General features: G+C 64.2%; 26 protein-coding genes and 4 pseudogenes. 16 read left to right on the top strand and 14 right to left on the bottom strand.

The genetic code is table 11. The features are described 5' to 3' along the window. The 5 genes from RHBS_RS04585 to RHBS_RS04565 form a co-directional block, all read left to right on the top strand. Positions 1-1,312: heavy metal translocating P-type ATPase (locus tag RHBS_RS04585; protein ID WP_128644941.1), on the top strand; the 1,312-nt coding region annotated here is incomplete at its 5' end. Between the two features lie 43 nt (positions 1,313-1,355). Continuing rightward, complete coding sequence (locus tag RHBS_RS04580; protein WP_032397061.1) at positions 1,356-1,589, top strand: RNA-binding S4 domain-containing protein; 234 nt, start codon at positions 1,356-1,358, stop codon at positions 1,587-1,589. After that, positions 1,586-2,323, top strand: coding sequence for a class I SAM-dependent methyltransferase (locus RHBS_RS04575; protein WP_128644940.1), 738 nt, complete (start codon positions 1,586-1,588; stop codon positions 2,321-2,323). The genes RHBS_RS04580 and RHBS_RS04575 overlap by 4 nt, the downstream gene beginning before the upstream one ends. Continuing rightward, positions 2,320-3,837 (top strand): NAD(P)/FAD-dependent oxidoreductase, encoded by a 1,518-nt coding sequence (locus tag RHBS_RS04570; protein WP_128644939.1) that lies wholly within the window; start codon positions 2,320-2,322, stop codon positions 3,835-3,837. The genes RHBS_RS04575 and RHBS_RS04570 overlap by 4 nt, the downstream gene beginning before the upstream one ends. A gap of 8 nt (positions 3,838-3,845) precedes the next feature. Further along, the gene (locus RHBS_RS04565; RefSeq protein WP_128644943.1) at positions 3,846-4,301 is read left to right on the top strand and encodes a GNAT family N-acetyltransferase; all 456 of its coding nucleotides are present in this window, start codon (positions 3,846-3,848) and stop codon (positions 4,299-4,301) included. A gap of 52 nt (positions 4,302-4,353) precedes the next feature. Here the strand turns inward: RHBS_RS04565 and RHBS_RS28735 are convergent, their stop codons facing one another. Both RHBS_RS28735 and RHBS_RS04560 read right to left on the bottom strand, forming a co-directional pair. Then, entirely contained in the window at positions 4,354-4,527 is a 174-nt protein-coding gene (locus tag RHBS_RS28735; RefSeq protein WP_183130327.1) for a hypothetical protein, read from the bottom strand. A gap of 50 nt (positions 4,528-4,577) precedes the next feature. Beyond that, the gene (locus RHBS_RS04560; protein WP_121872839.1) at positions 4,578-5,015 is read right to left on the bottom strand and encodes an Hsp20/alpha crystallin family protein; all 438 of its coding nucleotides are present in this window, start codon (positions 5,013-5,015) and stop codon (positions 4,578-4,580) included. Between the two features lie 230 nt (positions 5,016-5,245). On the opposite strand from RHBS_RS04560, the gene RHBS_RS04555 reads away from it, so the two are divergent. Beyond that, a complete protein-coding gene (locus RHBS_RS04555) occupies positions 5,246-5,590 on the top strand; it encodes a helix-turn-helix transcriptional regulator (RefSeq protein WP_121871704.1) in 345 nt (114 codons plus the stop codon). Beyond that, positions 5,587-6,048: pseudogene (locus RHBS_RS04550) on the top strand (SRPBCC family protein); the annotation flags it as partial. The gene RHBS_RS04555 and the pseudogene RHBS_RS04550, both read left to right, overlap by 4 nt. A gap of 6 nt (positions 6,049-6,054) precedes the next feature. Here RHBS_RS04550 and RHBS_RS04545 read toward each other — a convergent pair. The 3 genes from RHBS_RS04545 to RHBS_RS04535 form a co-directional block, all read right to left on the bottom strand. Further along, positions 6,055-7,074, bottom strand: coding sequence for a DUF5914 domain-containing protein (locus tag RHBS_RS04545; protein ID WP_187298366.1), 1,020 nt, complete (start codon positions 7,072-7,074; stop codon positions 6,055-6,057). Positions 7,075-7,347: 273 nt separating this feature from the next. After that, positions 7,348-8,493, bottom strand: a complete 1,146-nt coding sequence (locus RHBS_RS04540; protein ID WP_183130328.1) for an NAD(P)/FAD-dependent oxidoreductase — start codon at positions 8,491-8,493, stop codon at positions 7,348-7,350. Next, positions 8,490-8,825: a bifunctional 3-phenylpropionate/cinnamic acid dioxygenase ferredoxin subunit gene (locus tag RHBS_RS04535; protein ID WP_183130329.1), complete on the bottom strand. Its 336-nt coding sequence runs from the start codon at positions 8,823-8,825 to the stop codon at positions 8,490-8,492. The genes RHBS_RS04540 and RHBS_RS04535 overlap by 4 nt, the downstream gene beginning before the upstream one ends. A 177-nt stretch (positions 8,826-9,002) precedes the next feature. Here RHBS_RS04535 and RHBS_RS04530 point away from each other — a divergent pair. From RHBS_RS04530 to RHBS_RS04520, 3 genes and pseudogenes are all read left to right on the top strand, one after another. Beyond that, positions 9,003-11,434 (top strand): annotated as a pseudogene (locus RHBS_RS04530) (FAD-dependent oxidoreductase). Positions 11,435-11,510: 76 nt separating this feature from the next. After that, on the top strand, positions 11,511-12,650 hold the full coding sequence (gene solA / locus RHBS_RS04525; RefSeq protein ID WP_121871707.1) for an N-methyl-L-tryptophan oxidase: 1,140 nt from the start codon (positions 11,511-11,513) through the stop codon (positions 12,648-12,650). Continuing rightward, positions 12,647-13,792, top strand: coding sequence for an aromatic ring-hydroxylating dioxygenase subunit alpha (locus RHBS_RS04520; RefSeq protein WP_121872842.1), 1,146 nt, complete (start codon positions 12,647-12,649; stop codon positions 13,790-13,792). The genes solA and RHBS_RS04520 overlap by 4 nt, the downstream gene beginning before the upstream one ends. On the opposite strand, the gene RHBS_RS04515 is transcribed toward RHBS_RS04520, so the two are convergent. Genes RHBS_RS04515 through RHBS_RS04505 form a run of 3 tightly spaced genes read right to left on the bottom strand, consistent with a single transcriptional unit; the run spans position 13,766 to position 15,551 of the window. Beyond that, on the bottom strand, positions 13,766-14,527 hold the full coding sequence (locus RHBS_RS04515; protein WP_121872843.1) for an IclR family transcriptional regulator: 762 nt from the start codon (positions 14,525-14,527) through the stop codon (positions 13,766-13,768). The genes RHBS_RS04520 and RHBS_RS04515 overlap by 27 nt on opposite strands. Positions 14,528-14,544: 17 nt before the next feature. After that, on the bottom strand, positions 14,545-14,856 hold the full coding sequence (locus tag RHBS_RS04510; RefSeq protein ID WP_121871708.1) for an AzlD domain-containing protein: 312 nt from the start codon (positions 14,854-14,856) through the stop codon (positions 14,545-14,547). Beyond that, entirely contained in the window at positions 14,853-15,551 is a 699-nt protein-coding gene (locus RHBS_RS04505) for an AzlC family ABC transporter permease (protein ID WP_121871709.1), read from the bottom strand. The genes RHBS_RS04510 and RHBS_RS04505 overlap by 4 nt, the downstream gene beginning before the upstream one ends. 66 nt (positions 15,552-15,617) lie before the next feature. On the opposite strand from RHBS_RS04505, the gene RHBS_RS04500 reads away from it, so the two are divergent. Further along, positions 15,618-16,175, top strand: a complete 558-nt coding sequence (locus RHBS_RS04500; RefSeq protein ID WP_121871710.1) for a helix-turn-helix domain-containing protein — start codon at positions 15,618-15,620, stop codon at positions 16,173-16,175. Positions 16,176-16,321: 146 nt separating this feature from the next. Here the strand turns inward: RHBS_RS04500 and RHBS_RS29660 are convergent, their stop codons facing one another. The 6 genes from RHBS_RS29660 to RHBS_RS04475 all read right to left on the bottom strand — a co-directional run bounded on the left by RHBS_RS29660 (position 16,322) and on the right by RHBS_RS04475 (position 20,640). Continuing rightward, positions 16,322-16,714, bottom strand: a complete 393-nt coding sequence (locus tag RHBS_RS29660) for a response regulator transcription factor (protein ID WP_236745348.1) — start codon at positions 16,712-16,714, stop codon at positions 16,322-16,324. Then, a complete protein-coding gene (locus RHBS_RS29655; protein ID WP_236745347.1) occupies positions 16,711-16,929 on the bottom strand; it encodes a response regulator transcription factor in 219 nt (72 codons plus the stop codon). The genes RHBS_RS29660 and RHBS_RS29655 overlap by 4 nt, the downstream gene beginning before the upstream one ends. Then, the gene (locus RHBS_RS04490; protein ID WP_121871712.1) at positions 16,926-18,071 is read right to left on the bottom strand and encodes a sensor histidine kinase; all 1,146 of its coding nucleotides are present in this window, start codon (positions 18,069-18,071) and stop codon (positions 16,926-16,928) included. The genes RHBS_RS29655 and RHBS_RS04490 overlap by 4 nt, the downstream gene beginning before the upstream one ends. Positions 18,072-18,143: 72 nt before the next feature. After that, entirely contained in the window at positions 18,144-18,926 is a 783-nt protein-coding gene (locus tag RHBS_RS04485) for an ABC transporter permease (protein ID WP_121871713.1), read from the bottom strand. A gap of 9 nt (positions 18,927-18,935) precedes the next feature. After that, positions 18,936-19,727: an ABC transporter ATP-binding protein gene (locus RHBS_RS04480; RefSeq protein ID WP_237669005.1), complete on the bottom strand. Its 792-nt coding sequence runs from the start codon at positions 19,725-19,727 to the stop codon at positions 18,936-18,938. Positions 19,728-20,187: 460 nt separating this feature from the next. Next, positions 20,188-20,640, bottom strand: a complete 453-nt coding sequence (locus tag RHBS_RS04475) for a MarR family winged helix-turn-helix transcriptional regulator (protein ID WP_121871715.1) — start codon at positions 20,638-20,640, stop codon at positions 20,188-20,190. Positions 20,641-20,696: 56 nt separating this feature from the next. Between RHBS_RS04475 and RHBS_RS32075 the strand changes: the two are divergent. The 5 genes and pseudogenes from RHBS_RS32075 to RHBS_RS30220 form a co-directional block, all read left to right on the top strand. Then, positions 20,697-20,861 (top strand): annotated as a pseudogene (locus tag RHBS_RS32075) (hypothetical protein); the annotation flags it as partial. Positions 20,862-20,904: 43 nt separating this feature from the next. After that, on the top strand, positions 20,905-21,234 hold the full coding sequence (locus RHBS_RS29650; RefSeq protein WP_236745346.1) for a DUF6790 family protein: 330 nt from the start codon (positions 20,905-20,907) through the stop codon (positions 21,232-21,234). A gap of 70 nt (positions 21,235-21,304) precedes the next feature. Continuing rightward, a pseudogene (locus RHBS_RS04465) lies at positions 21,305-22,051 on the top strand (ABC transporter ATP-binding protein); the annotation flags it as partial. Between the two features lie 154 nt (positions 22,052-22,205). Then, positions 22,206-23,621 (top strand): ABC transporter permease, encoded by a 1,416-nt coding sequence (locus RHBS_RS30225; RefSeq protein WP_237669003.1) that lies wholly within the window; start codon positions 22,206-22,208, stop codon positions 23,619-23,621. An 11-nt stretch (positions 23,622-23,632) separates the two neighbouring features. Beyond that, positions 23,633-24,451, top strand: a complete 819-nt coding sequence (locus RHBS_RS30220; RefSeq protein WP_237669002.1) for an FtsX-like permease family protein — start codon at positions 23,633-23,635, stop codon at positions 24,449-24,451.

Below are 24,451 nucleotides of genomic sequence, written 5' to 3'. Positions count from 1 at the left end.
CGTGGTCGGTGCGACGCTGAACGTGGGTGGCCGAATCACCGTGCGGGCACAGCGAATCGGTGCCGATACTCAGCTCGCGCAGATGGCGAAGGCCGTCGAGGACGCGCAGACCGGCAAGGCGCAGGCGCAGCGCTTGGCCGATCGTATCTCCGGGATCTTCGTGCCGATCGTCATCGCGATCTCGGTCGCGACGCTCGGATTCTGGCTCGGTGCAGGCAGTTCCGCAGCCGGTGCGTTCACCGCTGCGGTCGCGGTGCTGATCATCGCGTGCCCGTGCGCGCTCGGACTGGCCACACCGACTGCATTGATGGTCGGCACCGGACGGGCCGCGCAACTCGGCATCTTGATCAAAGGCCCGGAAATCCTCGAATCCACGCGCCGCGTCGACACCGTCGTACTCGACAAGACCGGAACCGTCACCACCGGGGAGATGACGCTGCAGTCGGTCCACGTGGCCGACGGCGAGGACGAGGACGTGGTCCGTGCCGTGGCGGCAGCGTTGGAATCGGGTTCGGAGCACCCCATCGCCCGCGCCATCGCGGGTTCGACCCAATCCATGACCGTCGAGGAATTCACCAGCCTCGACGGACTCGGGGTGCAGGGTGTCGTGGACGGTCGAGCCGCGGTCATCGGGCGGCGCTCGCTGTTGGCCGACTGGTCGATGCCGCTGCCGTCGGAGCTTGTCGATGCCTTCGAGACCGCCGAGCATCAGGGACGCACCGCAGTCGCGCTCGGCTGGGACGGCAGGGCTCGTGGAGTGCTGGTGGTCTCCGACTCGGTCAAGCCGACGTCGAAGCAAGCCGTCGCGGAACTCCGAGCTCTCGGCCTGACGCCCGTCATGCTGACCGGCGACAACGAGGCCGCCGCGCGCACGATCGCCACCGAGGTGGGAATCGACCAGGTCATCGCCGGTGTCCTGCCGACGGGCAAAGTCGATGCCGTCACCGAACTGCAGGCATCGGGCAAGGTCGTGGCGATGGTCGGTGACGGGATCAACGACGCGGCCGCGCTGGCCACGGCCGATCTGGGGCTTGCGATGGGTACGGGCACCGATGTGGCGATCGAGGCGAGCGACCTGACGTTGGTGCGCGGTGATCTGCGGGCCGTGGGCGAGGCCATCAGGCTCTCGCGACGCACGCTGAGCACCATCAAGGGCAACCTGTTCTGGGCCTTCGCCTACAACGTCGCTGCTGTGCCGCTGGCCGCTGCGGGCCTGCTCAACCCGATGCTCGCCGGTGCCGCGATGGCGCTGTCCTCGGTGTTCGTGGTGAGCAACAGCCTGCGCTTGCGCCGGTTCCGTTCGTCGATGTGACCGGTTGGTAGCAGCGAACGGCTTGCTAGTACAGGATGGAGACATGTCCGACGCACACGATGTCCCCATCCGCGACGAATCGATCAGATTGGGTCAGTTCCTCAAGCTCGCCAACCTCATCGAATCCGGTGCGGAGGCGAAGGGCGTGATCGCCGACGGTTTGGTCAGTGTCAACGGGGATGTGGACGTGCGGCGCGGACGGCAGTTGCAGCACGGTGATGTCGTATCGGTCCAGGGTGGGCCCTCGGCCCGCGTCAGCAAGGAAGAGGCACTGTGAAGGTCGGTAAGAGCGGACTGCCGCGCAACGAAGTTCCCGGGGCATTCGATGTCGGCGCGAAGGCGTACGACCGACTCGTCGGAGCGAACCCCGGTTATCACGACCACCTGCTCAAGTCGGCCAAGCGGCTGCGGATCCCGAACCTGGGTGCCGGCCTGCGTCTGCTCGACATCGGTTGCGGCACCGGCGCATCCACTGCAGCGCTGCTCGAAGCAGCGCCGCATGCGGAGATCGTCGCCGCCGACGCGTCGGCCGAGATGCTCGAGGTCGCGCGGAGCAAGGACTGGCCGTCGAACGTGACGTTCGTGCACTCACGCGTCGAGGAGCTGGCGATGAACGGGGTGGACGGTCCGTTCGACGCGATACTCGCCGCGTATCTCATCAGGAACGTCGACGATCCCGATACGGAGCTGAAATCGCTTCTGTCACTGCTGCGCCCGGGCTCGACCATCGCGTTCCACGAGTACTCGGTGCACGATTCGCTCCGGGCCAGGATCTCCTGGAACGTGGTGAGCTGGGGCATCATCATTCCGCTCGGCTGGCTGGCGACACGCGACGCCACTCTGTACCGGCATCTGTGGCGCAGCGTCGTGACCTTCGACGGTGCCTCGGCCTTCATGCGGCGGATGCAGCGAGCCGGCTACACCGGTGTCGCCAGAGAGACCATGACCGGTTGGCAGAACGATGTGGTGCACACGTTCCTCGGCTCTCGTCCCACGGAGGAAGAGCGTTGACCGACTCCAAAAAGGTCACCCATGCTGCGACGCAAGGGTATTGCGACGCCACACAGCTGGCGGACGTGCCGCACGTGGTGGTGGTCGGCGGTGGTATCGCGGGTCTGAGTGCTGCGACCGCACTGGCCGAGCGCGGAGTGAAAGTGCACGTGGTCGAACGCGAGAGCTACCTCGGCGGCCGCGTCGGCGGATGGGACACGACGCTCGAGGACGGCTCACCCGCCACCATGAGCCGCGGCTTCCACGCGTTCTTCCGGCAGTACTACAACCTGCGAAACCTGCTCCGCCGCACCGATCCCGAGTTGGCTCGGCTGCGTCCGGTGGACGACTACCCACTGATCGACGGCGACGGCCGGATCGACGGATTCAAGGGCCTGCCCGAAACGCCGCCACTGAACGCCTTCGCGTTCGTCAAGCGTAGTCCGACGTTCCGGTGGAAGGACCTCACCGACCTCAACGGTATTGCGGCACTGCCGTTGATGACGGTGAGTGTGCCGAAGACCTTCGACGAGCTGGACACCACTCCGGCCGCAGAGTTTTTGCGCAACATCAACTTTCCCGAGGCCGCACGACACCTGGCGTTCGGAGTGTTCTCCCGAAGCTTCTTCGCCGATCCCGAGAAGATGTCTGCCGCCGAGCTGGCCATGATGTTCCACATCTACTTCCTCGGATCCTCCGAGGGCCTGATCTTCGACGTTCCACGTGACCCGTATCCGCAGGCGCTGTGGGACCCGCTGGGGGAGTACCTCACCGGACTCGGAGTCGACATCAGAACCTCCACTCCGTGCGGCGAGATCAGCCGCGGTGGATTGCGAAAGTTCCGCGTCGATGCAGGCGGCATCATCGACGCCGACGCGGTGGTCCTCGCGACCGACATCGCCGGATTGCAGCGAGTGCTCGAGCAGTCGCCTGAGCTCGGGACGCCCGATTGGCGCAAACAGGTTGCTGCGCTGCAGAACACACCGCCGTTCCTGGTGCACCGCGTCTGGTTGAGCAAGGCAGTCAACGCCGACCGTCCCGCCTTCATCGGCACCGGTGGCATGCCCCCGATCGACAACATCAGCGTGCTCGAACGATTCGAGGACGAGGCCGCGCAGTGGGCTGCCCGCACCGGCGGCTCCGTCGTCGAGCTGCACGCCTACGCCGCCGAGGAATCCGAGGAGGTCACCCGCCAGCAGCTGATGGACCGGATGCACGAGATCTATCCGGAAACCGCTGATGCAGAGGTGATAGCGCAGCGATCCGAGTGGCGCGACGACTGCCCCATGTTCGGCCTCGGCGCGTTCGCCGAGCGTCCGACCGTCCGTACCCCCGAACCTGCACTGGTTCTCGCGGGCGACGGCATCCGGATCGATCTGCCGGTGGCGTTGATGGAACGCGCGGCCACCACCGGACTGCAGGCGGCGAACACGCTGTTGGCGAGCTGGGGTATCACCGGTCACGACATCGAAACAGTGCCGACCAGTGGACGATTCAAGATGTTCGACGCCATCGAGAGGCTCATGAACAGGTGAGTTCCGGCATGCGGATCGAGTTCGACGATCTGTCGCGTCCGCAAGTGCATGCGCTGCTCACCGAGCATCTCGCGGACATGCACGCCACCTCGCCTGCCGAGAGTGTGCATGCCCTCGATCTGTCGGGCCTGCGCGGGCCGGACGTCAGTGTGTGGACGGCCTGGGAGGCACAGGTACTGCTGGGAATCGCTGCGCTGAAGGAGCTCTCACCTGATCATGCCGAGCTGAAGTCGATGCGGACCACAGAGGCGGCGCGGGGCCGCGGTGTGGCGTCGCGCTTGCTCGGTCACGCTCTCGGCGATGCGCGTCGACGTGGCATTGCGAGGGTGAGCCTGGAAACGGGAACTCAGGACTACTTCGCTGCGGCTCACAGGCTGTACGCGCGCCACGGATTCGTCGAGTGTCCGCCGTTCGGGGACTACGTGCTGGATCCGTCGAGCACGTTCTTCTCGTTGTCTCTGTAGAGGTTCCGATGACGGAGGGCCGGCACCGAGTGTTCGGTACCGGCCCTTCTCGTCAGGCTGCGTGCTGTGTGTGCGGGTAGAGATCGTCGTCGAGAGGCTCGGCTCGACACTGATCGAGCACGTCCGCCGTCGAGCATTCCTTCATGCTCGTCTCGACGCCCACCACCGTGCGCCACCACTGCTCACGGTAGGTCGATTCCGTCCACACCACCGCCTCGGATGGCATAGTGCATCACCCCAATGGTTTTCGTGATCTGTTCGGGTGTCCGTTTCGGGTCAGGTCGACTCGTGTTCGATGGACTTCTGCTCGGTGTGTGCGATGTCGATCTTGCGTGGTTTCGCGCGTTCGGCGAGGGGAATGGTGATGGACAGAACGCCGTTGTCGTACGCCGCGGAGATGCGCTGGGTATCGACGCCGTCACCGAGAGAGACCTGGCGACGGAAGGTGCCGGCGAATCGCTCCGAGGTAATCCACTGCACACCAGTGCTTTCCGGAGCGGATCGATGAGCGGTGAGCGTCAACGTGCCGCGGTCGACGTCGACATCGATCGATCCGGGGTCGATGCCGGGTAGGTCGGCACTGAGGACGTAGTGGTCGTCGACCTTGTAGAGGTCCATCGGCATGAATCGCGGGGCGCGGTCCGAACCGGAAGAGGCACCCAGCATTGCCGAGGTGAGGGAATCGACATCACGGAACGGATCGAAACGAAGCACAGCAACCACCTCCTGTACCCAGATGCGCTCACCCCTGTGGCGAGTCGCTCCTCAACTGTGCAGGACAAAAATTAGCACTCTGACCCTGAGAGTGCCAAGGGGTTTCTCGGAGGTTCTCAGAAATTTTTTAAGGTCCAATAGTGCTGTGCCGCAGTAGGGGTCGTGATCGCAGCAGCTCGCTCACATACTTAGCCCTTGCGCTAAGTATTGATCGAGCGATAGTGTGCCTTATGGCTCAGTATTCGACCGTTCTCGACGATGTCTTTCAGGCACTGGCCGATCCGACCCGGCGGGCAGTGTTGAGCCGGTTGGGATCCGGACCGGCCACTGTGGGCGAACTTGCCGAACCGTTCGACATGACTCTGCCGTCGTTCATGAAACACATTCATCTGCTCGAGCGCAGTGGCTGGATACGCACGCGCAAGGTCGGCCGCGTACGTGCGTGCACGATCGAGCGATCCAACCTCGATGCGGCCGGCCACTGGCTGCAGGAACAGCGGGCGGTCTGGGAATCCCGGACCGATCGCCTCGAGCAGTTCGTCACCGACACCTCGAAAGAAAGTGAAGCGCAATGACACCGATCGATCCTTCCCTGGACTTGACCATTTCCCGCGTGATCAAGGCTCCACGCGCAGCAGTGTGGAGTGCGTGGATCGACCCGTCGAAGTTCGAGAAATGGTGGATTCCCGCGCCTGCGCTGTGTCGCGTGGACGGTTGGGACCCGCGACCCGGCGGAGCCTTCCGAACCTCGATCAGCGAATCAGGTAGCGACTTCGGGCCGCACATCGACGGCTGCTTCCTGGCCGTCGACGACGGTGAGCGCATCGTGTTCACCAACTCCCTCGTCGAAGGGTGGCGGCCGGCGCCGCAGCTGTTCATGACCGCGGCGATCACCCTCTCCGACCACCCCGACGGAACCGAGTACCACGCCCATGTGATGCACCGCAACGAAGAGGACCGAAAGATGCACGAGGAGTACGGCTTCCAGGACGGTTGGGGCACCGTCATCGCACAACTCGCCGAGTTCGTCGAAGGTAGATCAGGCCCGGCCCTGCGAACGCAGCTCGTAGCGTCGCTCGGCGTAGTCGAGATCGTCCTTCCACAACCGTGCCGCGGTGAAATTCATCGCCGGACGCAGGAGACCGGATGCTTTACGTGCCATCTGAAATCCCGGACGATCCGAACTCGCGATCGTGGCTTCGATGACGGCGGTACGCGGTGTGCCGTCGGCTGCGGGGGCCAGAGGCGTCGCATGCGTTTCGACGACACTTCCCGCTCCTTCACCGTCGAGGATGCGCATCACGATGGTGCGGGGACCGGGGCAGACGAACTCGGCCCGCACCGGAACTCCGATGCCGCGACTGACGCGGAAGGTCACATCGACCAGAAAGCGATCGTCTTCCTCGGGTACATCGATTTCGGTCGGCGCGCTGACCACCTTCAGCCGAGCGAACGAGTACGGGTGGAACCACGCACCGTGCCAGGGATCGAGTCGATTGGCGATGATGTCGTCGGGCTCGCACTTCCCGACGAGAGTGACCACACCGGCGATGGCAGTCGAGGCAGGCGGACGGATCGGGACCACCGGGACGGGCGTCGGCTCCTCACCGCCGAGCTCGTCGAGCCGTACCCACACCAGAACGCCGTCGTCGAATGCGGGAACCGGACGCCAACCGGGCTTGCCCTTCGGTCCGAGCGAAAGACCGTGCCAGCGGCAGACCAACGTGTCGCACTCGATCTTAGCGGTGTCCAACGCTGCACCGAGATGCGGGCACGCACCCGGCCCGATGTGGACCTTGCCTGCAGAGTCACGCCAGGCAACGAGTTCAGTGGTACCCACGTAACGACCGAACGGCTTGTCGGCCTTCACGTCGCGACTGGCAGCGAACACAAACCAATTGCCGGAGGTCCGCGTCTTCGCACGCTTCAGAGCAGACTCGATGACCTGCGGATTCGCACCCTTCCAGGTGGGCTCCTGCTTGGCCCACGATTCCGACGGCAGCGGCTGCAACGGCATCGTCTTCGGCCAACGTCGTCGTACTGCATCCAGCGCGGTCATTGCTGCTCCCAAAGTCGACAATCGATTCCCGTGTTCCGTCACCATTGTTCCCGTTGGTGGGTACTCAATGTGACATTCGGTGGCCTTTTCGGGGGTCAATGTCACATCGAGTGGACTTGGGGAGCGGGTGAGTGGCGGCGGGGTTTGGAGAGTTGCGGGGTTGGGGAATTCGGCGGGGTTGTCGGTTCAGGGAATGGATCGACCTACTGCCGTCACTGCCCACAATTTTGCTCGAGAAACGGGATTCCGTGGGCGGAGGGAAATAGTGGACGCTCAGGTCACCAGGTCGGAGGTATCGACCACCTGGCGACGCCATTTGCCGAAGGATCGCGGCGAGGAGACTGCGAGCACGGCGACCGGGCGGTCATTGCGTCGGTAGAGTGCGACGAAGGGGCCGGTGGCGGGGTCGCCCTCGACGATGTCGGCGGTGCAGTCGGGTCCGTGATGTCCGGCGAATTGGATTCGTGCGGCGTATTGGTCCGACCACACGTACGGCAGCCCGGTGAACTCCTTGGACCCACCGGTCAGTAGTGCCTCGACGGTGACGGCAGGTCGGGTGGCGGCGGAGGTCCAGTGTTCGTCGCGCCGAATCACTCCGGCGGCATCTCGCACTGCTGCGCAGTCACCGACGGCGACGACGGCCGGGTTCGCGGTGATCCCCCGCTGATCGGTCACCACTCCGCCGTGAATGTCCAAACCGGATCCGTCGAGCCATCCGACGTTCGGCGTAGAACCGACGCCGAGGACGACCACGTCGGACTCGATCATCGAACCGTCCGCCAACTCCACCGCACGCACCCGGCCCGCCTCGACGACGAACCCGGCCACCGATACTCCGGTCAGTAGTGCCGCACCGGCGCTCCGATGCCACCCGGCGATGAGTGAGCCGAGCTCACTACCGAACACGCGGGCAAGCGGAGTCTTCGAGGCCTCGACAACCGTCACCGAAGCGCCCAGTCCCACTGCCGTGGAGGCGACTTCGCTGCCGATGAACCCCGCTCCGACCACCGTGACCCGAACTCCCGACGACAGCGAAGACCGCAGCGCACGCGCATCGTCCAGGTTGCGGAGCACATGAATTCCGTCGATCCCGACGGTGTCGGGGAGGCGGCAGGCCGCAGCGCCGGTTGCGATCACCACCGCATCGGCACTGATGTCCCCGGATACGGTCGAGACCGTGGTCCCCGACAGGCTGGTCGCCGCGCAACCCAGACGCCACTCGACATCGAGGCCGTCGATGTCGAGTGGCAGTGCGGATTCGTCACCGAGAAGAAAACTCTTCGACAGTGGCGGCCGGTCGTACGGCAGGTGCACTTCGTCGCCGATCATCGTGATTCGGCCGTCGAAACCCTGATCGCGCAGTGCCCGCGCCGTGGCCACTCCCGCGAGCGAGGCTCCGACCACGGTCACCGACTTCACGGGGTGACCGCGATGCGGATTACCCCGTCCTCGACGTGTACGGCGTGCGTGCGTACGGGGATCTTGGCGGGTGCGCCCAGTGCCGCTCCGGTGCGAAGGTCGAAACATGCTGTGTGGAGCGGGCATTCGACGGCGCAGTTCTCCACCCAGCCTTCGGACAGTGAGGCGTCCTGGTGGGTGCAGGTGTCGTCGATGGCGAAGAACTCACCCTCGACGTTGAAGATCGCGATCGGCGGTGCTCCGGCCGGGGTGATGCGCAGGGCCTCGCCGTCGGGGAGATCCTCGGCGCGACCGACGTCGAGCAGGACACGGGTGGAGAACGTTGCGGTCATGGTCGGGCCTCCGGGGACCTGAGGGTGTGCAGTGCTCGTGTTGTACCCAGCGTGAGATCACCCCGTTGCGGCGGTGGAACGCTCGAGTTTCGATCGTGTGAATCTGTTGCGCTATACGAAGTGCAGTTCGTATTGTGCAACTAAATCAACTCGACGTACACCCCCTAGGAGCGTGTCATGTCCTCGAGCATCCCGAGGGTTGTGATCGTCGGTGCCGGAATCGTCGGCTGCAGCCTCGCCGACGAACTCACCGCACGCGGCTGGACCGACGTCACAGTCCTGGACAAGGGCCCGCTACCGCTCACCGGCGGTTCCACCTCGCATGCGCCCGGCCTGGTGTTCGCCACCAACTCCTCCCGATCGATGTCGCGATTCGCGGCCTACACGGCTGCCAAGTTCAAGAGCCTCGACTGCTTTCTCGACGTCGGCGGTCTCGAGGTGGCGACGACGCCCGAGCGCGTCGACGAGCTGCATCGACGCCACGGCTTCGCCACTTCCTGGGGCCTGCCGTCGGAGGTGGTGGACGCCGAACGATGCCTCGAGCTCTACCCCCTGCTCGACCGCGGACGAATACTCGCCGGACTGCACACCCCCGACGACGGACTGGCCAAGGCCGTGAAGGCCAGCGCGACGCAGGCCGAGCTGGCCACCGCGCGGGGTGCGCGTTTCATCGGCGGAATGGACGTCACGTCGATCGACCAGAGCAACGGCCGAGTCACAGCCGTGCGGGCGGGCGAGCACACGTTCGAGGCCGACATCGTCGTCTGCTGCGCCGGATTCTGGGGACCGGAGCTGGGCGAGCTGCTCGGGATGGCGGTGCCGCTACAGCCGCTGGCGCATCAGTACGCGCACACGACCGAGTTGGACCTGCCATCGCGTCGAGCAGGTACCGAAGCGATTCTGCCCATTCTGCGTCATCAGGACGAGCGGCTCTACTACCGTGAACACAGCGATCACCTGGGGATCGGCTCGTATCACCACCGTCCCATGCCCGTCGATTCCCGCGAACTCGGTTCCAGTGAGAACGTGACCGCGCAGAGCATGCCGTCGTCGATGCCGTTCACCGAGACCGATTTCGCCGACGCCTGGCAGCGCAGCACCGAGCTCATTCCCACTCTCGGAGAAACGAAAGTCCAGCACGCGTTCAACGGCATCTTCTCCTTCACCCCGGACGGCGCACCGATCGTCGGTGAATCACGAGAAGTGCAGGGGCTGTGGGTCTCCGAGGCGATCTGGGTGACGCATTCTGCCGGTGTGGCGAAATCGCTTGCCGAGCAGATGATCACCGGGCACAGCGAGATCGACATGCACGAGTGCGACCTGTACCGATTCGAGAAGACCGACCTGGTGCCGTCGAACGTGGCGCGCACCAGTGCCCAGAACTTCGTCGAGGTGTACGACATCATCCATCCACTGCAGCCGAAAGTGGAACCGCGGCCGCTGCGAGTGAGCCCGTTCTACGCCGCCAGCAGGAGCTCGGCGCGATGTTCCTCGACGGTGCGGGCTGGGAGCGGCCGCACTGGTACGAGTCCAACAGCGCTCTGCTCGAACAACTTCCGGAACAGTGGCAGGCACCCAAGCGAGAGCCGTGGTCGGCGAAATTCTGGTCACCGATCAGCGCGGTAGAGGCCTGGCGCACCCGCGAGGCGGTGGCGATGTACGACATGACGCCGCTACGACGCCTCGAGGTCGGCGGACCCGGTGCGCTCGCGCTACTGCAGAAGTTGACGACCAACCAACTCGACAAGAAGGTCGGAGCCGTCACCTACGCACTGATGCTCGACGCGACCGGCGGTGTGCGCAGCGACGTGACCGTCGCGCGGGTGGCCGAGGATCGGTTCCAAGTGGGGGTGAACGGTCCGCTCGACGAAGACTGGATGCTGCGCCACTCCGGCCGTGATGTGTACATTCGCGACATCACCGGTGCCACCGCCTGTATCGGGCTGTGGGGACCGTCGGCACGGGAGGTGCTGGCTCCGCTCACCTCGGCCGACATCTCGCATACCGGTCTGAAGTACTTCAACGGCAGGACCATTCACGTCGGCGGGGTCGACGTCTTGGCGCTGCGACTGTCGTACGTGGGCGAGCTCGGCTGGGAGCTGTACACGGATGCCGATACCGCACTGCGCCTGTGGGACACCCTGTGGGACGCCGGGCAGGCGCATGGCGTGGTCGCAGCGGGGCGCAGTGCGTTCAACAGCCTCCGACTGGAGAAGGGTTACCGGTCGTGGGGAACCGATATGACCACCGAACACGATCCGTATCAGGCGGGGCTCGGCTTCGCGGTGCGAAAAGCGAAGGGCGACTTCGTCGGAGCCGATGCGTTGCAGGAAGGCGGCGCCGGACCGGTGCTGACCTGCCTGACGTTGGACGATCCGTCACATGTGGTGATGGGCAAGGAGCCGGTGCTGCGGGACGGGACAGTGGTCGGGTACGTGACCAGTGCCGCGTACGGCTACACGATCGGCAGGACGGTGGCCTACGCCTGGCTACCGGCAGGGGTGCAACCCGGTGATCACGTTGCTGTGCAGTACTTCCGAGACCTACTGCCCGCGACGGTGATGGCCGAACCGCTGGTGGATCCCGACATGAACAAGATCAGATGCTGAGACGGGAGTGGAGCCGGCAGGAACGACCCAGGAGAGATATCGGGAGTGGAGCCCGCAGGAACGACCTAGGAGAGATATGACCTACGACGTGATCGTCCTCGGTATCGGCGGCATGGGAAGTGCCGCCGCCTGTCACCTCGCCCGGCGCGGGCAGCGAGTGCTGGGTATCGACCAGTTCGGACCCGCGCATGCGCTGGGATCGAGTCACGGTGGCTCCCGCATCTATCGGCAGTCGTACTTCGAGGACCCGGCCTACGTACCGCTGCTGCTGCGCGCGTACGAGCTGTGGCACGACCTCGCCTCGGACAGTGGGCGGGACGTGTTCACCGAAACCGGTGGCCTCTACGTGGGAAGGCCGGATGGGCTCACGTTCGGCGGCAGTCTGCGGGCCTCGGAGAAATGGGGCCTCAAGCACGACGTACTCGACCCGGCCGAGGCGCAGCGGCGCTTCCCGACTGTCCGGCTGCAGCCCGACGAGTTCGCCCTCTTCGAGGAGAAGGCGGGCATCGCTCGACCCGAGGCGACGGTCGCCGCACACCTCGATCTCGCCGAGGCTGCCGGTGCCGAACTGCGCTACGACGAGAAGGTGCTCGGTTGGGAATCCACCGACTCCTCGGTGACCGTGACCACAGTGGCCGGCACGTACACCGCTGGAGCACTGGTCATTTCACCGGGAGCGTGGGCACCGAAGCTGTTGGCCGAGATCGGCGTACCGATGGTTGTCGAACGGCAGGTGATGCACTGGATCACCCCGGAGTCGGGCGAAGCGGCCTTCGACAGCTCGCACCACCCCGTGTACATCTGCGGGGACGGGCCGGATCAGATCTACGGGTTTCCGGCCATCGACGGGGAGGGCGGCGGCGTGAAGATCTCGTTCTTCCGTGCTGGAACACCGTGCGACCCCGACACCATCGATCGCACAGTGCATCCCGAGGAGATCGCTCGACTGCAACAGCGCATCGTCACCACGTTCCCGGCGCTGTCCGGGCCACATCAGGACGCGAAGACCTGCATGTACACCACGACTCCGGACGAGCACTTCGTTCTGGCGAAGCATCCGGACCACGCCAATGTCACCGTGGCGTGCGGCTTTTCGGGCCACGGCTTCAAGTTCGTGCCCGTCATCGGAGAAGTTCTGGCCGACCTTGCGATCGACGGTGCGACGAACCACCCCATTGCGCTGTTCGACCCGGCGAGATGCGCGGTGTCGGCATGACGATGGTCGATCCCGAACTCCAGCCCACTCTGCTTCCGACGTTGGGCGGCGAAACCTACGTCGATCCCGCATATTTCGTCCGCGAGCAGGAGCAGATCTTCGAGAAGATGTGGTTCTGTGCGATCAGATCGGATGACATCGGAGAACCCGGAAAGTTCCGCACGGTTCAGGTCGGTCGTGAGTCGATCCTGGTGAGCCGCAATCGGAAGGGCGGTGTGACCGCGTTCTTCAACATCTGCCGACACCGCGGCGCGACACTGTGCACCGAGCCGTCGGGCACGGTGCGTCGAAACTTTCAATGTCCCTATCACGCATGGACGTACGATCTCGACGGCAAGCTGATCGCAGCTCCGAACCTGATCGACATGCCGATGATCGATCGTGTGGAGTACGGGCTCCGGAAGGTGCACGTCCGGGAATGGCTCGGGTACGTCTGGGTGTGCGTGGCCGACGAGGCTCCATCGTTCGAGGACACGGTGCAGGGCGATGTTCGCGAACGGCTCGGAGGTGTGGGTGCCATCGATTCGTACGACATGGAATCACTTGCCCTGGGGCGTCGGATCGTCTACGACGTCAAGGCCAACTGGAAGCTCATCGTCGAGAATTTCATGGAGTGCTATCACTGCGCGTCGATTCACCCCGAACTCACCGAGGTGCTACCCGAGTTCGCCGACGGCATGGCAGCGCAGACGTACGTGGGTCACGGTGCCGAATTCGGCAGCGACATAGCCGGCTTCACCGTCGACGGCTCCCACGGATTCGACGCCCTCCATGGAGTGGGAGAGGATCGGGATCGTCGGTACTACGCGATCACGATCAGGCCGACGGTGTTCGTCAACCTGGTTCCCGATCACGTCATCATCCACCGGATGTTCCCGATGTCCGTCGATCGCACGGTTGTCGAGTGCGATTGGCTCTATGCCCCTGCGGTGGTGGCAGATCCCCACAGTGCGGCGACGATGGACAAGTCGGTGGAGCTGTTCCATCGCGTCAACGAGCAGGACTTCGAGGCGTGCGAGCGGTGCCAGCCGGCGATGTCGTCACGGATGTATCGCGACGGCGGCGTGCTGGTGCCTGCCGAGCATCACATCAGGGCGTTCCACGACTGGGTCGGATCACGCGTGGCCGGACCAACCAAATAGCGTCGAGACGCGCTGCGCAGCAGCGAGAACGGATACCCCCGCCGCCGTGAGGCGGTCCTCGTCCAGTCGATAGGCGGGGCCCGAGACGGTGATCGCTCCCACCGCTGAACCGTCGTAGCTGAGGATGGTGGCCGCTGTCGCGTTCAGTCCGATCTCCAACTCCTCGCGCGCATAGGCGATTCCGGTGACACGGATGGTCTCGATCTCGTCGAGCAGGTCGGCCTTGGTGGTGATGGTGTTCGCGGTGAACAGTTCGAGATGACCGTCGACGCCGGCCTTCAGGAGCGAGTCGTCGTACGCCATCAGTGCTTTCCCGCTCGACGTCGCATGCAGAGCAGACCTCTCACCGAGCCAGTTGTGACTGATGATCGACGAGCCGCCGCGGACCTGATCGATATTGACGGTGACGTTGCCGTCGGGGACAGCGATGTTGACGGTCTCGCCGATGGTGTCGGCGAGTTCCTGCAGGATCGGTCGGGCGATGCGGGTGATGTCGAGTTGAGCGGACACGGACGTGGCGAGGCGGATCAGGCCGATGCCGAGGCGGTATTTGCCGCGCTCGCCGGGTTGTTCGACGAGTCTGCGGAATTCCAGTGCGCTGAGCAGGCGAAACGCCGTGGACTTGTGTACCTCGAGGTGCGCCGCAACGTCCTGCACGCCGGATTCACCGTGGTCGGCAAGGTATTCGAGCACCTCGATCGCGCGGTCGACGGACTGGACAGGGGACTCGGACACCAACCAGTCTTGCAGACTCAGCTGAGGCCGACCCATCGAAGTCCCGCAGTAGTGGCAGCTGCGGCGAGAACGATGACGACGAACGGCGCTCGTCGCCAGGCGAGTACAGCGGCAACAGCTACGCCGGCGGGCAAGGCGAATCCAGCGAAGTCTTTGCCCACGAGGAGGGTCGAGGTGGCGACCAGTGCCACGAAGATGACGGCGACGGCGGTGTTCATCACCTTGTCGATGCGAGGTGAGATGGTGACTCGGGTTCGTAGTGCCGGGCCGACCATGCGGAGCGCGTAGGTGCCGATGATCAACGCGAGCAGGGGAATCGTGAGGTTCATGCGGATTCCTTCTGTGCGACAGAAGCATTGGAGAGCATGGCCGGTACGACGGCGACCAGTGCCAGAAGCACGGGTAGTCCACTGGGCAGGAACATCGACGCGACGAGCGCAATGCACGCGCCGACGAGGGCTGCGTTGCGGGTGGCCCGGTCTCGGAGCGCAGGCATGATCAATCCCAACAGGATCGCCGGGAATGCGGCATCGAGACCGAGTGCAGCGGTATCGGTGATTGCACCGCCGCCGAGCGTGCCGATCACGACGCCGATGTTCCAGGTGACGAACAGTCCGATCCCGCACAGCCAGAACGCTGTTCGACGGCTGTCCTCGTCCCTTTCGGCAACGCTGAAGGCCACTGCCTCGTCGGTGATGAGGTGAGTTCCGAGTAGCCGCTTCAGTGGTGAGACGTTCCGAAACACCTCGCCTATGGAGAAGCCGAGCGGAACCAGTCGAATGTTGGCGAGCAACGCGCTGGCCACAGCGGCAACGGGATTTCCGCCGGCCGCCAGAATGCCGACGAAGATGAACTGGGAGGAGCCCGCGAAGACCACCAGTGACATCACGACCGGCAGCCACAGGGGCAGGCCTGCGGCCACCGAGATGGCACCGAACGATGCCCCGACCAGGGCGTCGGCCAGGCAGGCCAACGCGATGTCGCGGATGTTGACCCCCTGCAGGGTTCGCCATGTCGAACGCATGGTCGTTATAGTGGACCCTGTTAGGCTGTTCGTCAAATCAAACGAACGTACCGATGGAGTGAACGAATGGCGGATACCGGTCCACCGATAGCGGCCATCGCGGCTGCTCTCCAGCAGGAGCGACGACGCGTCGGCCTGTCTCTCGCCGAAGTGGCTCGCCGAGCCGGCATCGCCAAATCGACTCTGTCGCAACTGGAATCGGGTACCGGAAATCCGAGCCTCGAGACTCTCTGGGCACTCAGCGTCACCTTGGACGTGCCGTTCTCCAGGCTGGTCGAGCCCGCGAAGCAGTCGGTCCGCCTGATCCGTGCGGGGGAGGGGCCGAGATTCGCGTCGTACAGGGCGGACTACACGGCGACGCTGCTGGCGTCGTCTCCACCGAACGCTCGACGGGACATCTATCTGATCAGCGCGGACGTCGGCGAACCGAGGCGCTCGGACCCGCACTCGCCGGGAGTCGTCGAACATGTGGTGCTCAGCGCGGGACGGGCCATGGTGGGGCCGATGGGTGAGGCCGTCGAACTGGCCGCGGGCGACTACGTGGCCTACCCCGGCGATGTGCCACACATCTTCGAAGCGATGGAGCCGAACACCATGGCGGTGATGATCACCGAACACAGCTGACGGTGGGTGGGAATAGTCGGCGGACTTGCCTCGTTGGACTCTTTCGACGGCGTTCGCTTGGCAAGCCCCGGGCCTCACCCCATTTGTCGCTTCGAGCGACCACTCGCCGAGAGGCGTTTGCAGCGGACGTCGTCCCTTACTTCCTTCTACAACCACCCGTTTTCGCGTGCGGTGCGGATGGCCTCCAGTCGGCTGTTGGAGCCGAGCTTGGTGATGGCACTCGAGAGGTAGTTGCGCACGGTTCCGGGACTCAGAAACAGCCGTTCGCCGATCTGTTTGGTCGACAGGCCCTGGTCGACGAGCCTCAACACATCGAGTTCGCGCTCTTTCAATGGATTCGGTCCCGCCCGCAACGCCTCCGCAGCCAGGGCCGGATCGATGACGGTGTGTTTCGAGATCACCGCCTTGATGCCGGCAAAGAGGTGCACCGCGTCCGTGCTCTTGAGGAGATACCCATTCGCTCCAGCGGCCAAGGCGTCGTGCACATGTCCGCTGCCGGGGAGCGCGGTCAGTAGCAGTACGGGGGTGCGATCATTCATTGCTCGAAGGGCGGCCGTGGCTGGATGCCTGTCATCCCGGGCATGTCGATGTCCATCAGGACGAGGTCCGGCCGCAAGCGATCTACGGCATCGCATACTTCGTCTCCACGCGACACTCGTCCGACCACCTCGATGTCCGGGTCGGTGGACAACAACACCTCGAAGGCTTCGGCCAGTAGAGCGACGTCCTCGGCAAGCAACACGGTAATCGTCATACGTCTGCCTTTGCCCTCGGGATGGTGGCCACGACTCGAAACTCGGTACCCGATGCCGTCTTGCCGGCTGTGAGTCTGCCTCCGACGTCCTCGACCTGGCGGGTCAGTGCAGCGATCCCGGTTCCCGTACCTGCGTCGGTCTCCTCACGGGTGACGCCGTCGTTGGTGAAATCGAAGACGTCGCAGTCCTTCTCGGCGGTGACTCGAACGGTGCACCTGCGCGGGTGAGCATGCTTGAGCATGTTGGTGGACGATTCACGTACGACCGCGGCGAAGACGCGGTCCACGTCGCTGCTAGGCGGGGCCTCCACCGAGGTGAAGCAGTCGATGCCCAGCCGGGCACACATCGCTTCGACGGCTGCCAGCTCCGACGCAAAGTCATCCAGAATGGGTCCGCTGGTAATCCTCCTGAGATCGGCCTGACCACTGTTGAGAACGTCGTGCACGTGCCCGAGCTGCTCGCGCGCCATCTCCGGCTGATTCTCGAACATCTGCAATGCGGCCTGGTTGCGTAGCTGCGCGGTCACCAGAGTTCGGCCGATGACATCGTGCAGATCCCGTGAAATCCTATGGCGCTCAGCGTCGACGAGCAGTCTGGCAACTTGTTCACGTGATGCATGCAGTGCGTCGAGTGCGCGCGCAAGTTCGGTGAGTGCGATCAGCACGATGGTCACGCCGAGGGTGAACAGCGTGATGATGAATGCTTGTAGGGGTTCAGCCCGGTCCACGTCGACGGTGACGACCGTCGCGATAACGAATACCCCGCCGACGACCGCTGGCGCCCAGCGCCCTCGCACCAGCGTCGACGAAATCGCCACCGACATCGCGCACATCTCCCACACCTCGGAGATCGGGACCACGACCATGCCCAACGGAATCGCAGTCCAGGCCGCGGCGGCCAGTCGAGGATCGACGCGTCCGTAAACGAACATCCGCTGCGCCAGGATCATGACCACCGCGACGAAAACGACGATCGCTGCCGACAGTGTGGCAAGACCGAACCCGATGATCTCCCGATGGTCGAACACGGTGGTGAGAGCGATGAACGTGAACAACGCGACGACGAACCAACTTGCAATGAACGCGACCAACGAGCTGGGGAACCGCTCGTCGCGTCGGGCATCGGTCGTCTGCGTTGTCACTGCGTCACTTTCTCCGGTGAGGAACCCACACTATGAACGACGCCTACGCGCTGGGCAACCGTGACCTGTATGTCATTGGCGGCCGGTTGCCCCAGCGAATCGTCGGACGGCGGCGAAGGAGAATCCGGCGAACCAGGCTGCGACGTTGATGAGGGCACCTGCCAGTGAGGCGTGGGATCCGTCGAGGTTGTAGCCGTCGGTCAGTGCGTAGCGGGCGAGTGTCGCGACGCCGTACAGGGGAGTCACCTGTGCGACGGCGAGCATGCCGCCCGAGAGCGGGATGAAGATGTTGCCCAGGAAGGCAAGTCCGGTCATGACGACGCCGGGAACGTGGGTGACCACCTCGGGTGGGAGGAGCATCCCCAGGACAAGACCTAGCGCGGAGAAGATGGCCGACCCGAGCCAGGCCACGACAAGACCGGTGATCCAGACGGTTGCGTCGGCTCGGGCCCCGGTGAGTGCGCCGAGGATCCCGACGACGATGACCGGAATGGCTGCGTACACCTGGCACGCGATAATGCGCGATGCGACGTAGCCGCCGGCGCCCAAGGGCGACAGGCGAATTGTCCGCAGCCAGCCGTTGGCCTTCTCGTTCGAGATTCCCGCGGCCCGCGAGATGGTGCCGATGGACGCGCCGTAGACGGCGATGCCGATCATCATCCAGGCTTGAAAGTTGCCGTGCGGCAGGCTCGCCCCCGCGCGGGGCTCGACGACGCGGAACAGGGCGAGGTAGAGCACGGCGGGAAGCGCGACGGTGAAGACGAGATTCTGTGGAGTGATCTGTCGGCGGACGTCGTGCAGTACGAACGTGGGGTGCAGTCCTCGGCGGGGGCGTAGTGAGGTCCTGGTGGTCATCGGATGTCCTCAGTTCTGGTCGGCGCGGTCGATCAGCGCGGCGAAGGCTTCGTCGAGCGAGGCCGGCACGATCGCGATGTCGGTGGCGGAGGTGGATGTGCTCAGCGCTCGCACCACAGGATCGGTGTCGGTGCATACGAAGCGGAACCGGCCGGTGGCGAGTTCCTGTAGCCGCGAGCCGGTCTGTGCGGCAACGGCTTCGGCCTGAGCCCGCGGCAGGTTTGCGTCGACGGTGCGGTTGGAGACCGTTGCCTCGATCTGAGCAACCGTTCCGTCGGCGACGAGCGCTCCGTCGACGATGACGACGATGCGATCGGCGAAGTTCTGCGCCTCCTCGAGGTAGTGGGTCGCGAATATCACCGTGGTGCCGTTCGCTGCCTGGGCGCGCATCGCCTGCCAGAAATGCTTGCGGGCAGTGACATCCATGCCTGCAGTCGGCTCGTCGAGAAGCAGCAGTTCGGGGTTCGACAGGAGCGCGAGGGCGAAACGTACCTTCTGCTGTTCGCCGCCCGAGCACTTCGAGACGCGCCGATTCACCAGGTCTCCGAGCCCGGCGCGGGTGATCGCCGCAGCGGGGTCGGCACCGATGTACAGCGAGCCCATCATCTCGACGAGCGCACCGACAGCGACGTCGGGAAGGAGCCCGCCGGACTGCAACACTGCTGCGCTGCGTCCCGTCGACGCTGCCGTGAGCGGATCGTTGCCGAGCACCTCGATGGTGCCGCCGTCCGGCTCGGTGAGTCCGAGGATCATGTCGATCGTCGTGCTCTTGCCTGCGCCGTTCGGGCCGAGGAATGCCACGATCTGCCGCGGGGAATCGAGAGGTTCAACTCGCGAACCGCGCGGAACTTCGAACCCGTGGAGTCGCTGAACGACTTGTGGACACCGGTGGCGTGCACCGCTGGTCCTGTCTGTGTGCCCACCGCCTCGGCGCGAGTTGAACTCTGCGTGATCATCTGTGATTCCCTTCGCTCTTCGTCATCGGATCTTCAGCCGTGTTCCTCGGCGACACATCAGACTCTTCACCCGGGCAAAAGGCCAGGTCAACGCGAAACGGCACGTCGTTTCGGTCGTCACGACGAACTGTTGACAACTGTCATGTGCAACTATGGACCAGGTGTCACGTAAGTGCCCCGATGCTGGGATTCACGCCCCTCGTGGGGATCCACACCGCGTGCGTGGGGCGTAAATGCCCGCGGGGGGCGTGGATCGTGGAATTGGATCTACCGTGGGAGTCACGAAAGTGCCCTTTTGCTGCATTTCATTCGTCCGGTTGATCTTTCGACGCTCCAGGAGCGGTTCCGTCGAGAAGGTCCGCGAGTTGCTTGGTGTGTTCGAGGTAGCTGTCGTACGGAAAGCCCGCCTCGATCAGTGCTGCGCGGAACTGATCTTGCAGCGGCTTCCCGGCCGAGTGGAATGTGTGCCTGCCTGCGTCGGTAATGCGGACCAGACGGCGTCGAGCGTGCGTGGGGTCGACGGTGATGTCGACGAGCCCGGTCTCGCGTAGAGGCTGAAGCGCCCTGCTGATCGCCGGATCGGATACCGACATCGCCTGCGCCAGTTCATGCTGGGTGACCGGCGCTATGTCGTCCAGAGTTCCGAGAATCCGCAGCTGGCTGTAGGTCGGTCCGTCAGGGCTGTCGAGTTGCGCCCGTGCTGCTTCGCCCAGCAAGAGCACAACGCGGTGCAACAAGTCCGCCAACCCTTCGTCCACGGCACCGACCTTATCAGTGTTGACGTGTGAATGTTAACAAGGTAAGACTGAAACTCATGAACAGCATCTCTTACTCCCTGCAGTCGGCCTTTCCCGCGGTTTGGATAGTCGTGGCCATCCTCGGTGGCACTCTGCGCAGCCGGCGTGCTGTCGGTTCGCAGGAAAAGATCGCGGTGTGGCAACGCTGGTGGTCGATCGCCGCATTGGGGGGTGGAAGTCTGTGGATGGTGGCGGCATTCCTGGGCGCACCCGAAGTCATGTCCGATGCAATCGGATTTCACCTGCACACCGTTCATGTTCGAGATCGCCTTCGCCAACCTGGCCCTGGCCGTCCTGGCGATACGTGCCGCTGCCGCCTCTGTGCGGGAACTGATGACCATCGGCCTGAGCAGTGCAGCTTTTCTCTGGGGCGCGGTGATAGGACACCTCTATCAATGGTTCGCCAACGGTGACCACGCCCCGGGCAATACCGGCGGCGTGCTTGTCTACGACATCCTCGCCCCTGCGGGATTGATCGCTATCGCTGCCGTATCGATGCGAACACGCTCCGCCGAAGGACTGCATCGTAGATACATCTCGCGATTCACTCGGTAGGGCTGACCCACGGATTTTTCGTAGTGCGCGCGTCACTGTGCTGTGTTGATGAAACCGATTCGATGAGTGCATGATTCGACAGAATGAAGTTGCGGTTCGACTCGTCGGAGTTCGGAAGGGTCATGGCGAGGGGCATCGTGCGGTTTCGGCTCTCGACGGCGTGTCGATGGACTTCGAGCGGGGGAGCTTCACTGCGATCATGGGGCCGTCGGGTTCTGGCAAGTCGACACTCCTGCAGTGCGCAGCGGGCCTCGATCATCCAAGCGATGGCACCGTCACGATCGCAGGCTTCGACATCGCCGCGTTGGACGAGAAAGCGCGGAACGAGCTGCGGCGACGGCACGTGGGTTTCGTCTTCCAGGCGTTCAATCTCGTGGGCTCACTGACCGCGGCTCAAAACGTCGAGCTGCCAGTGCGATTCGCCGGTGATCGCGTTCCGACGAACGAGGTGACGGCAGCGCTGGCAGAAGTGGGGCTCGAGGATCGCGCGTCGCATCGTCCCGCTGAGATGTCGGGCGGTCAGCAGCAACGGGTCGCCCTGGCGCGCGCTCTGAGCACCCGTCCGGATGTGCTCTTCGCGGACGAACCGACCGGCGCATTGGACACTCGTACCTCGAAAGAGGTTCTGTCGTTGATGCGGAAGCTCGTCGACGATCAACACCAGACCACGGTGATGGTCACCCACGACCCGCTCGCCGCCTCGTACGCGGACAGGGTGATCTTCCTCGAGGACGGTCGCATCGTCGACTCGCTGCAGATCGGCCGCAGTCGCTCGGACAACGCTGCGGTGATCACGGCTCGGATGGCTGGGCTGGAGAAGTGGTGCTCGCTTGCGCCAACGTTCGGACGTCCTGGCGAAGCTTTCTGGCCGCGTTGTTGGCCAAGACATTCGGGGCAGCTTGATCAGCGCCACACTCATCGTCTACGACTCCTCGCGCCCGGTAGTTCAGCCGCGACTGGAAGGCGCAGCCGTGCTGGTCTTGCCTGCACAGGCACAGAACGAGTTCGGTAGCAAAGCAGACTTCATTCCTTGGAGCGCAAGCCGAGCTGGGCAGATCGTCGACGATCTCGGCTCGGTACCAGGAGCGGAAGCTGTGATCATCGACCGATCGTTCTATGCCCAGCCGTTCATCGACGGTGCGCCGATCGAGGACGAGGGAGCACAAGAAGCCGGACACGGCTGGTCCAGTGCGCAATTGAAGCCGTACCGGTTGATATCCGGTGTTGCACCGTCGAATTCCGCCGAGATTGTCGTCCCGAGTTCGGTGGGAGTTTCTCCTGGAGATCCGGTCTCGGTCAATCTCGCGTCGGGGATCGAGAGTTTCACGGTGTCGGGAACACTGGACGGCGAGGGGTTCTACTTTGCCGACAGCGTTGCAGCGCAACTCGATCCCGGAGTGCGCGCGATCGGGATCGTAGCGTCACCCGATTCGAGCATCGACGACATCGTGAGGAAGGCCGAGCAGCGACTGGGCGATCGAGGTCGGATTGCTACCGGCTCCGATCGCGCTGCTCTCGAGCCGGAGTTCGTTTCACACCGAAGAAACCTCGGCACTCAGCTGGTGACCGCGATGTCCGCATTGGGCTTGTTCACGACCGTCTTCGTTGTCGGATCGACACTCGCTCTTGCCATGTCCGAACGCCGGCGGGAGATCGGCTTGCTCAGGGCTGTCGGTGCGTCGCCGGGACAAGTCCGGCGCATGGTGCTCGGTGAGGCTGCGGCAATCGGCCTCGTCGGCGGTCTGGTCGGTGCCGCGTTCGGGGTTGCTGCAGCTCCGGCGCTTCGGATCCTGCTGTTGAACCTCGACGTCCAACCACCGGATTTCGAGCTTCGTATCTCGTTGTGGCCCTTGCTCCTCACCGTCGGGATCGGGGTCTTGGTTGCGGTGGTCGGTGCCTGGGCAGTCGCTCGGTCCGCTACCAGGGTTGCTCCGATCGAGGCGCTGCTCACCGCCGCAGTAGAACGACGTCCGATGACGAGGTCGCGGTGGGTCGCCGGACTTGTCGCGCTCATCGGCGGTGTGGGTGCGACAGTGCTGACAGCGACAACCGGATCCGACAGCAGAATCAACACCGCAATCGGTGCCGCCATGCTGTTGATCGTTGCTGCATCGCTGCTTGCACCGGTCGTGATCGGACCGATCGCACGCATCGTGACGTGGCCGCTCGAACGCGGATCCCGCTCGGCAGCAATGATGCTCGTCAGAGCGGAACTGACCACGAGTACCCGACGCGCTGCTGCTACCGCTGCCCCTGTCATCGCTGCAGTCGGCTTTGCGGTGCTACTGAGCGGAATGGTGCAGACGATGGCCGCGGCATATCCGTCGGAACAGGCCGAGCAACTGCGTGGTCTGGCGCTCGTGACATCCGATGGAACAGCAGGCTGAGTGATGAGGTCGTGGCCGAAACAGGTGCCGGCCCGGTCGGAACGCGAGCCGGTCTGCCGACTCGGGTGTTCGTTTCGAGAGCTGCGAACGACGTTGTGGTCATCGACGCAGTGGGTAGCTTCGACGAGCGGTATGCCGCCCCGGGACAGGCGGTGCTCGACGAGCCGACTGCGACGTTGCTCGGTGTCGAAGCCGGTGAGTCGCTGTCGGTGCAGTTCGTGGACGGGAACTACGAGAACGTTGTGGTGTCGCAGGTGCTTCCACTCGATCCCGCCCGCGGGTCGTTCGTACTACCTCGTGACTTGGTGCGCAGTCATGATCCGTCAGCGTTGACCGATATCGTGTTCCTGCCGGAAGATCAGGCACCGACACACCTGACCTCCGGTGCAAAGGTCGAGGACGCCTACAGTTTTGCGCTGCAGGACTACATGGTCGACGCGCGGCTCACCAATTGGCTTGCGACGGTGTTGATGGCAATGACGGTGGGATACAGCGGGCTTGCGATTGCGAACAGTCTGGCAATGTCGGCATATCGTCGCGGGCCCGACACTGCTGTTCTGAAAGCCTCCGGAGGCAGTGCCCGCCAGCTGCTGTCGATGGCCGTCGGGGAGACCGTGATCGTCGTGGCGATCGGTTCCCTGCTGGGCGTACTCGTCACTGTGCCGCCGCTGTACGGCATGGCGGCCGGCCTGTCGCAGGTGACGGGAACCGAGGTCGGTCTGCACGTCGATTGGTCATCCGTGGTGTGGGTGGTCGCGGGATGTTCGGCTCTTGCGTTGGTGGCCACCGTGACAGTGACGCGACGGGCGCTTCGGGTGCGGGCGGGATAG

This window comes from Rhodococcus sp. BS-15, from assembly GCF_000813105.1.
Classification (GTDB): domain Bacteria; phylum Actinomycetota; class Actinomycetes; order Mycobacteriales; family Mycobacteriaceae; genus Rhodococcoides.
The sequence above is the reverse complement of the archived record's forward strand: the minus strand, read 5'-3'. Positions and strand labels throughout refer to the sequence as shown.

Excerpts from the sequence above, each read along its gene's own strand:
- RHBS_RS04535 (WP_183130329.1), bottom strand. The coding sequence starts at position 8,825 with ATGACCGCAACGTTCTCCACCCGTGTCCTGCTCGACGTCGGTCGCGCC.
- solA (WP_121871707.1), top strand. The coding sequence starts at position 11,511 with ATGACCTACGACGTGATCGTCCTCGGTATCGGCGGCATGGGAAGTGCC.
- RHBS_RS04500 (WP_121871710.1), top strand. The coding sequence starts at position 15,618 with ATGGCGGATACCGGTCCACCGATAGCGGCCATCGCGGCTGCTCTCCAG.
- RHBS_RS04520 (WP_121872842.1), top strand. The coding sequence starts at position 12,647 with ATGACGATGGTCGATCCCGAACTCCAGCCCACTCTGCTTCCGACGTTG.
- RHBS_RS29650 (WP_236745346.1), top strand. The coding sequence starts at position 20,905 with ATGCAATCGGATTTCACCTGCACACCGTTCATGTTCGAGATCGCCTTC.
- RHBS_RS28735 (WP_183130327.1), bottom strand. The coding sequence starts at position 4,527 with ATGCCATCCGAGGCGGTGGTGTGGACGGAATCGACCTACCGTGAGCAG.
- RHBS_RS04555 (WP_121871704.1), top strand. The coding sequence starts at position 5,246 with ATGGCTCAGTATTCGACCGTTCTCGACGATGTCTTTCAGGCACTGGCC.
- RHBS_RS29655 (WP_236745347.1), bottom strand. The coding sequence starts at position 16,929 with ATGACGATTACCGTGTTGCTTGCCGAGGACGTCGCTCTACTGGCCGAA.
- RHBS_RS04505 (WP_121871709.1), bottom strand. The coding sequence starts at position 15,551 with ATGCGTTCGACATGGCGAACCCTGCAGGGGGTCAACATCCGCGACATC.
- RHBS_RS29660 (WP_236745348.1), bottom strand. The coding sequence starts at position 16,714 with ATGAATGATCGCACCCCCGTACTGCTACTGACCGCGCTCCCCGGCAGC.
- RHBS_RS04565 (WP_128644943.1), top strand. The coding sequence starts at position 3,846 with ATGCGGATCGAGTTCGACGATCTGTCGCGTCCGCAAGTGCATGCGCTG.
- RHBS_RS04510 (WP_121871708.1), bottom strand. The coding sequence starts at position 14,856 with ATGAACCTCACGATTCCCCTGCTCGCGTTGATCATCGGCACCTACGCG.
- RHBS_RS04580 (WP_032397061.1), top strand. The coding sequence starts at position 1,356 with ATGTCCGACGCACACGATGTCCCCATCCGCGACGAATCGATCAGATTG.
- RHBS_RS04545 (WP_187298366.1), bottom strand. The coding sequence starts at position 7,074 with ATGACCGCGCTGGATGCAGTACGACGACGTTGGCCGAAGACGATGCCG.
- RHBS_RS04485 (WP_121871713.1), bottom strand. The coding sequence starts at position 18,926 with ATGACCACCAGGACCTCACTACGCCCCCGCCGAGGACTGCACCCCACG.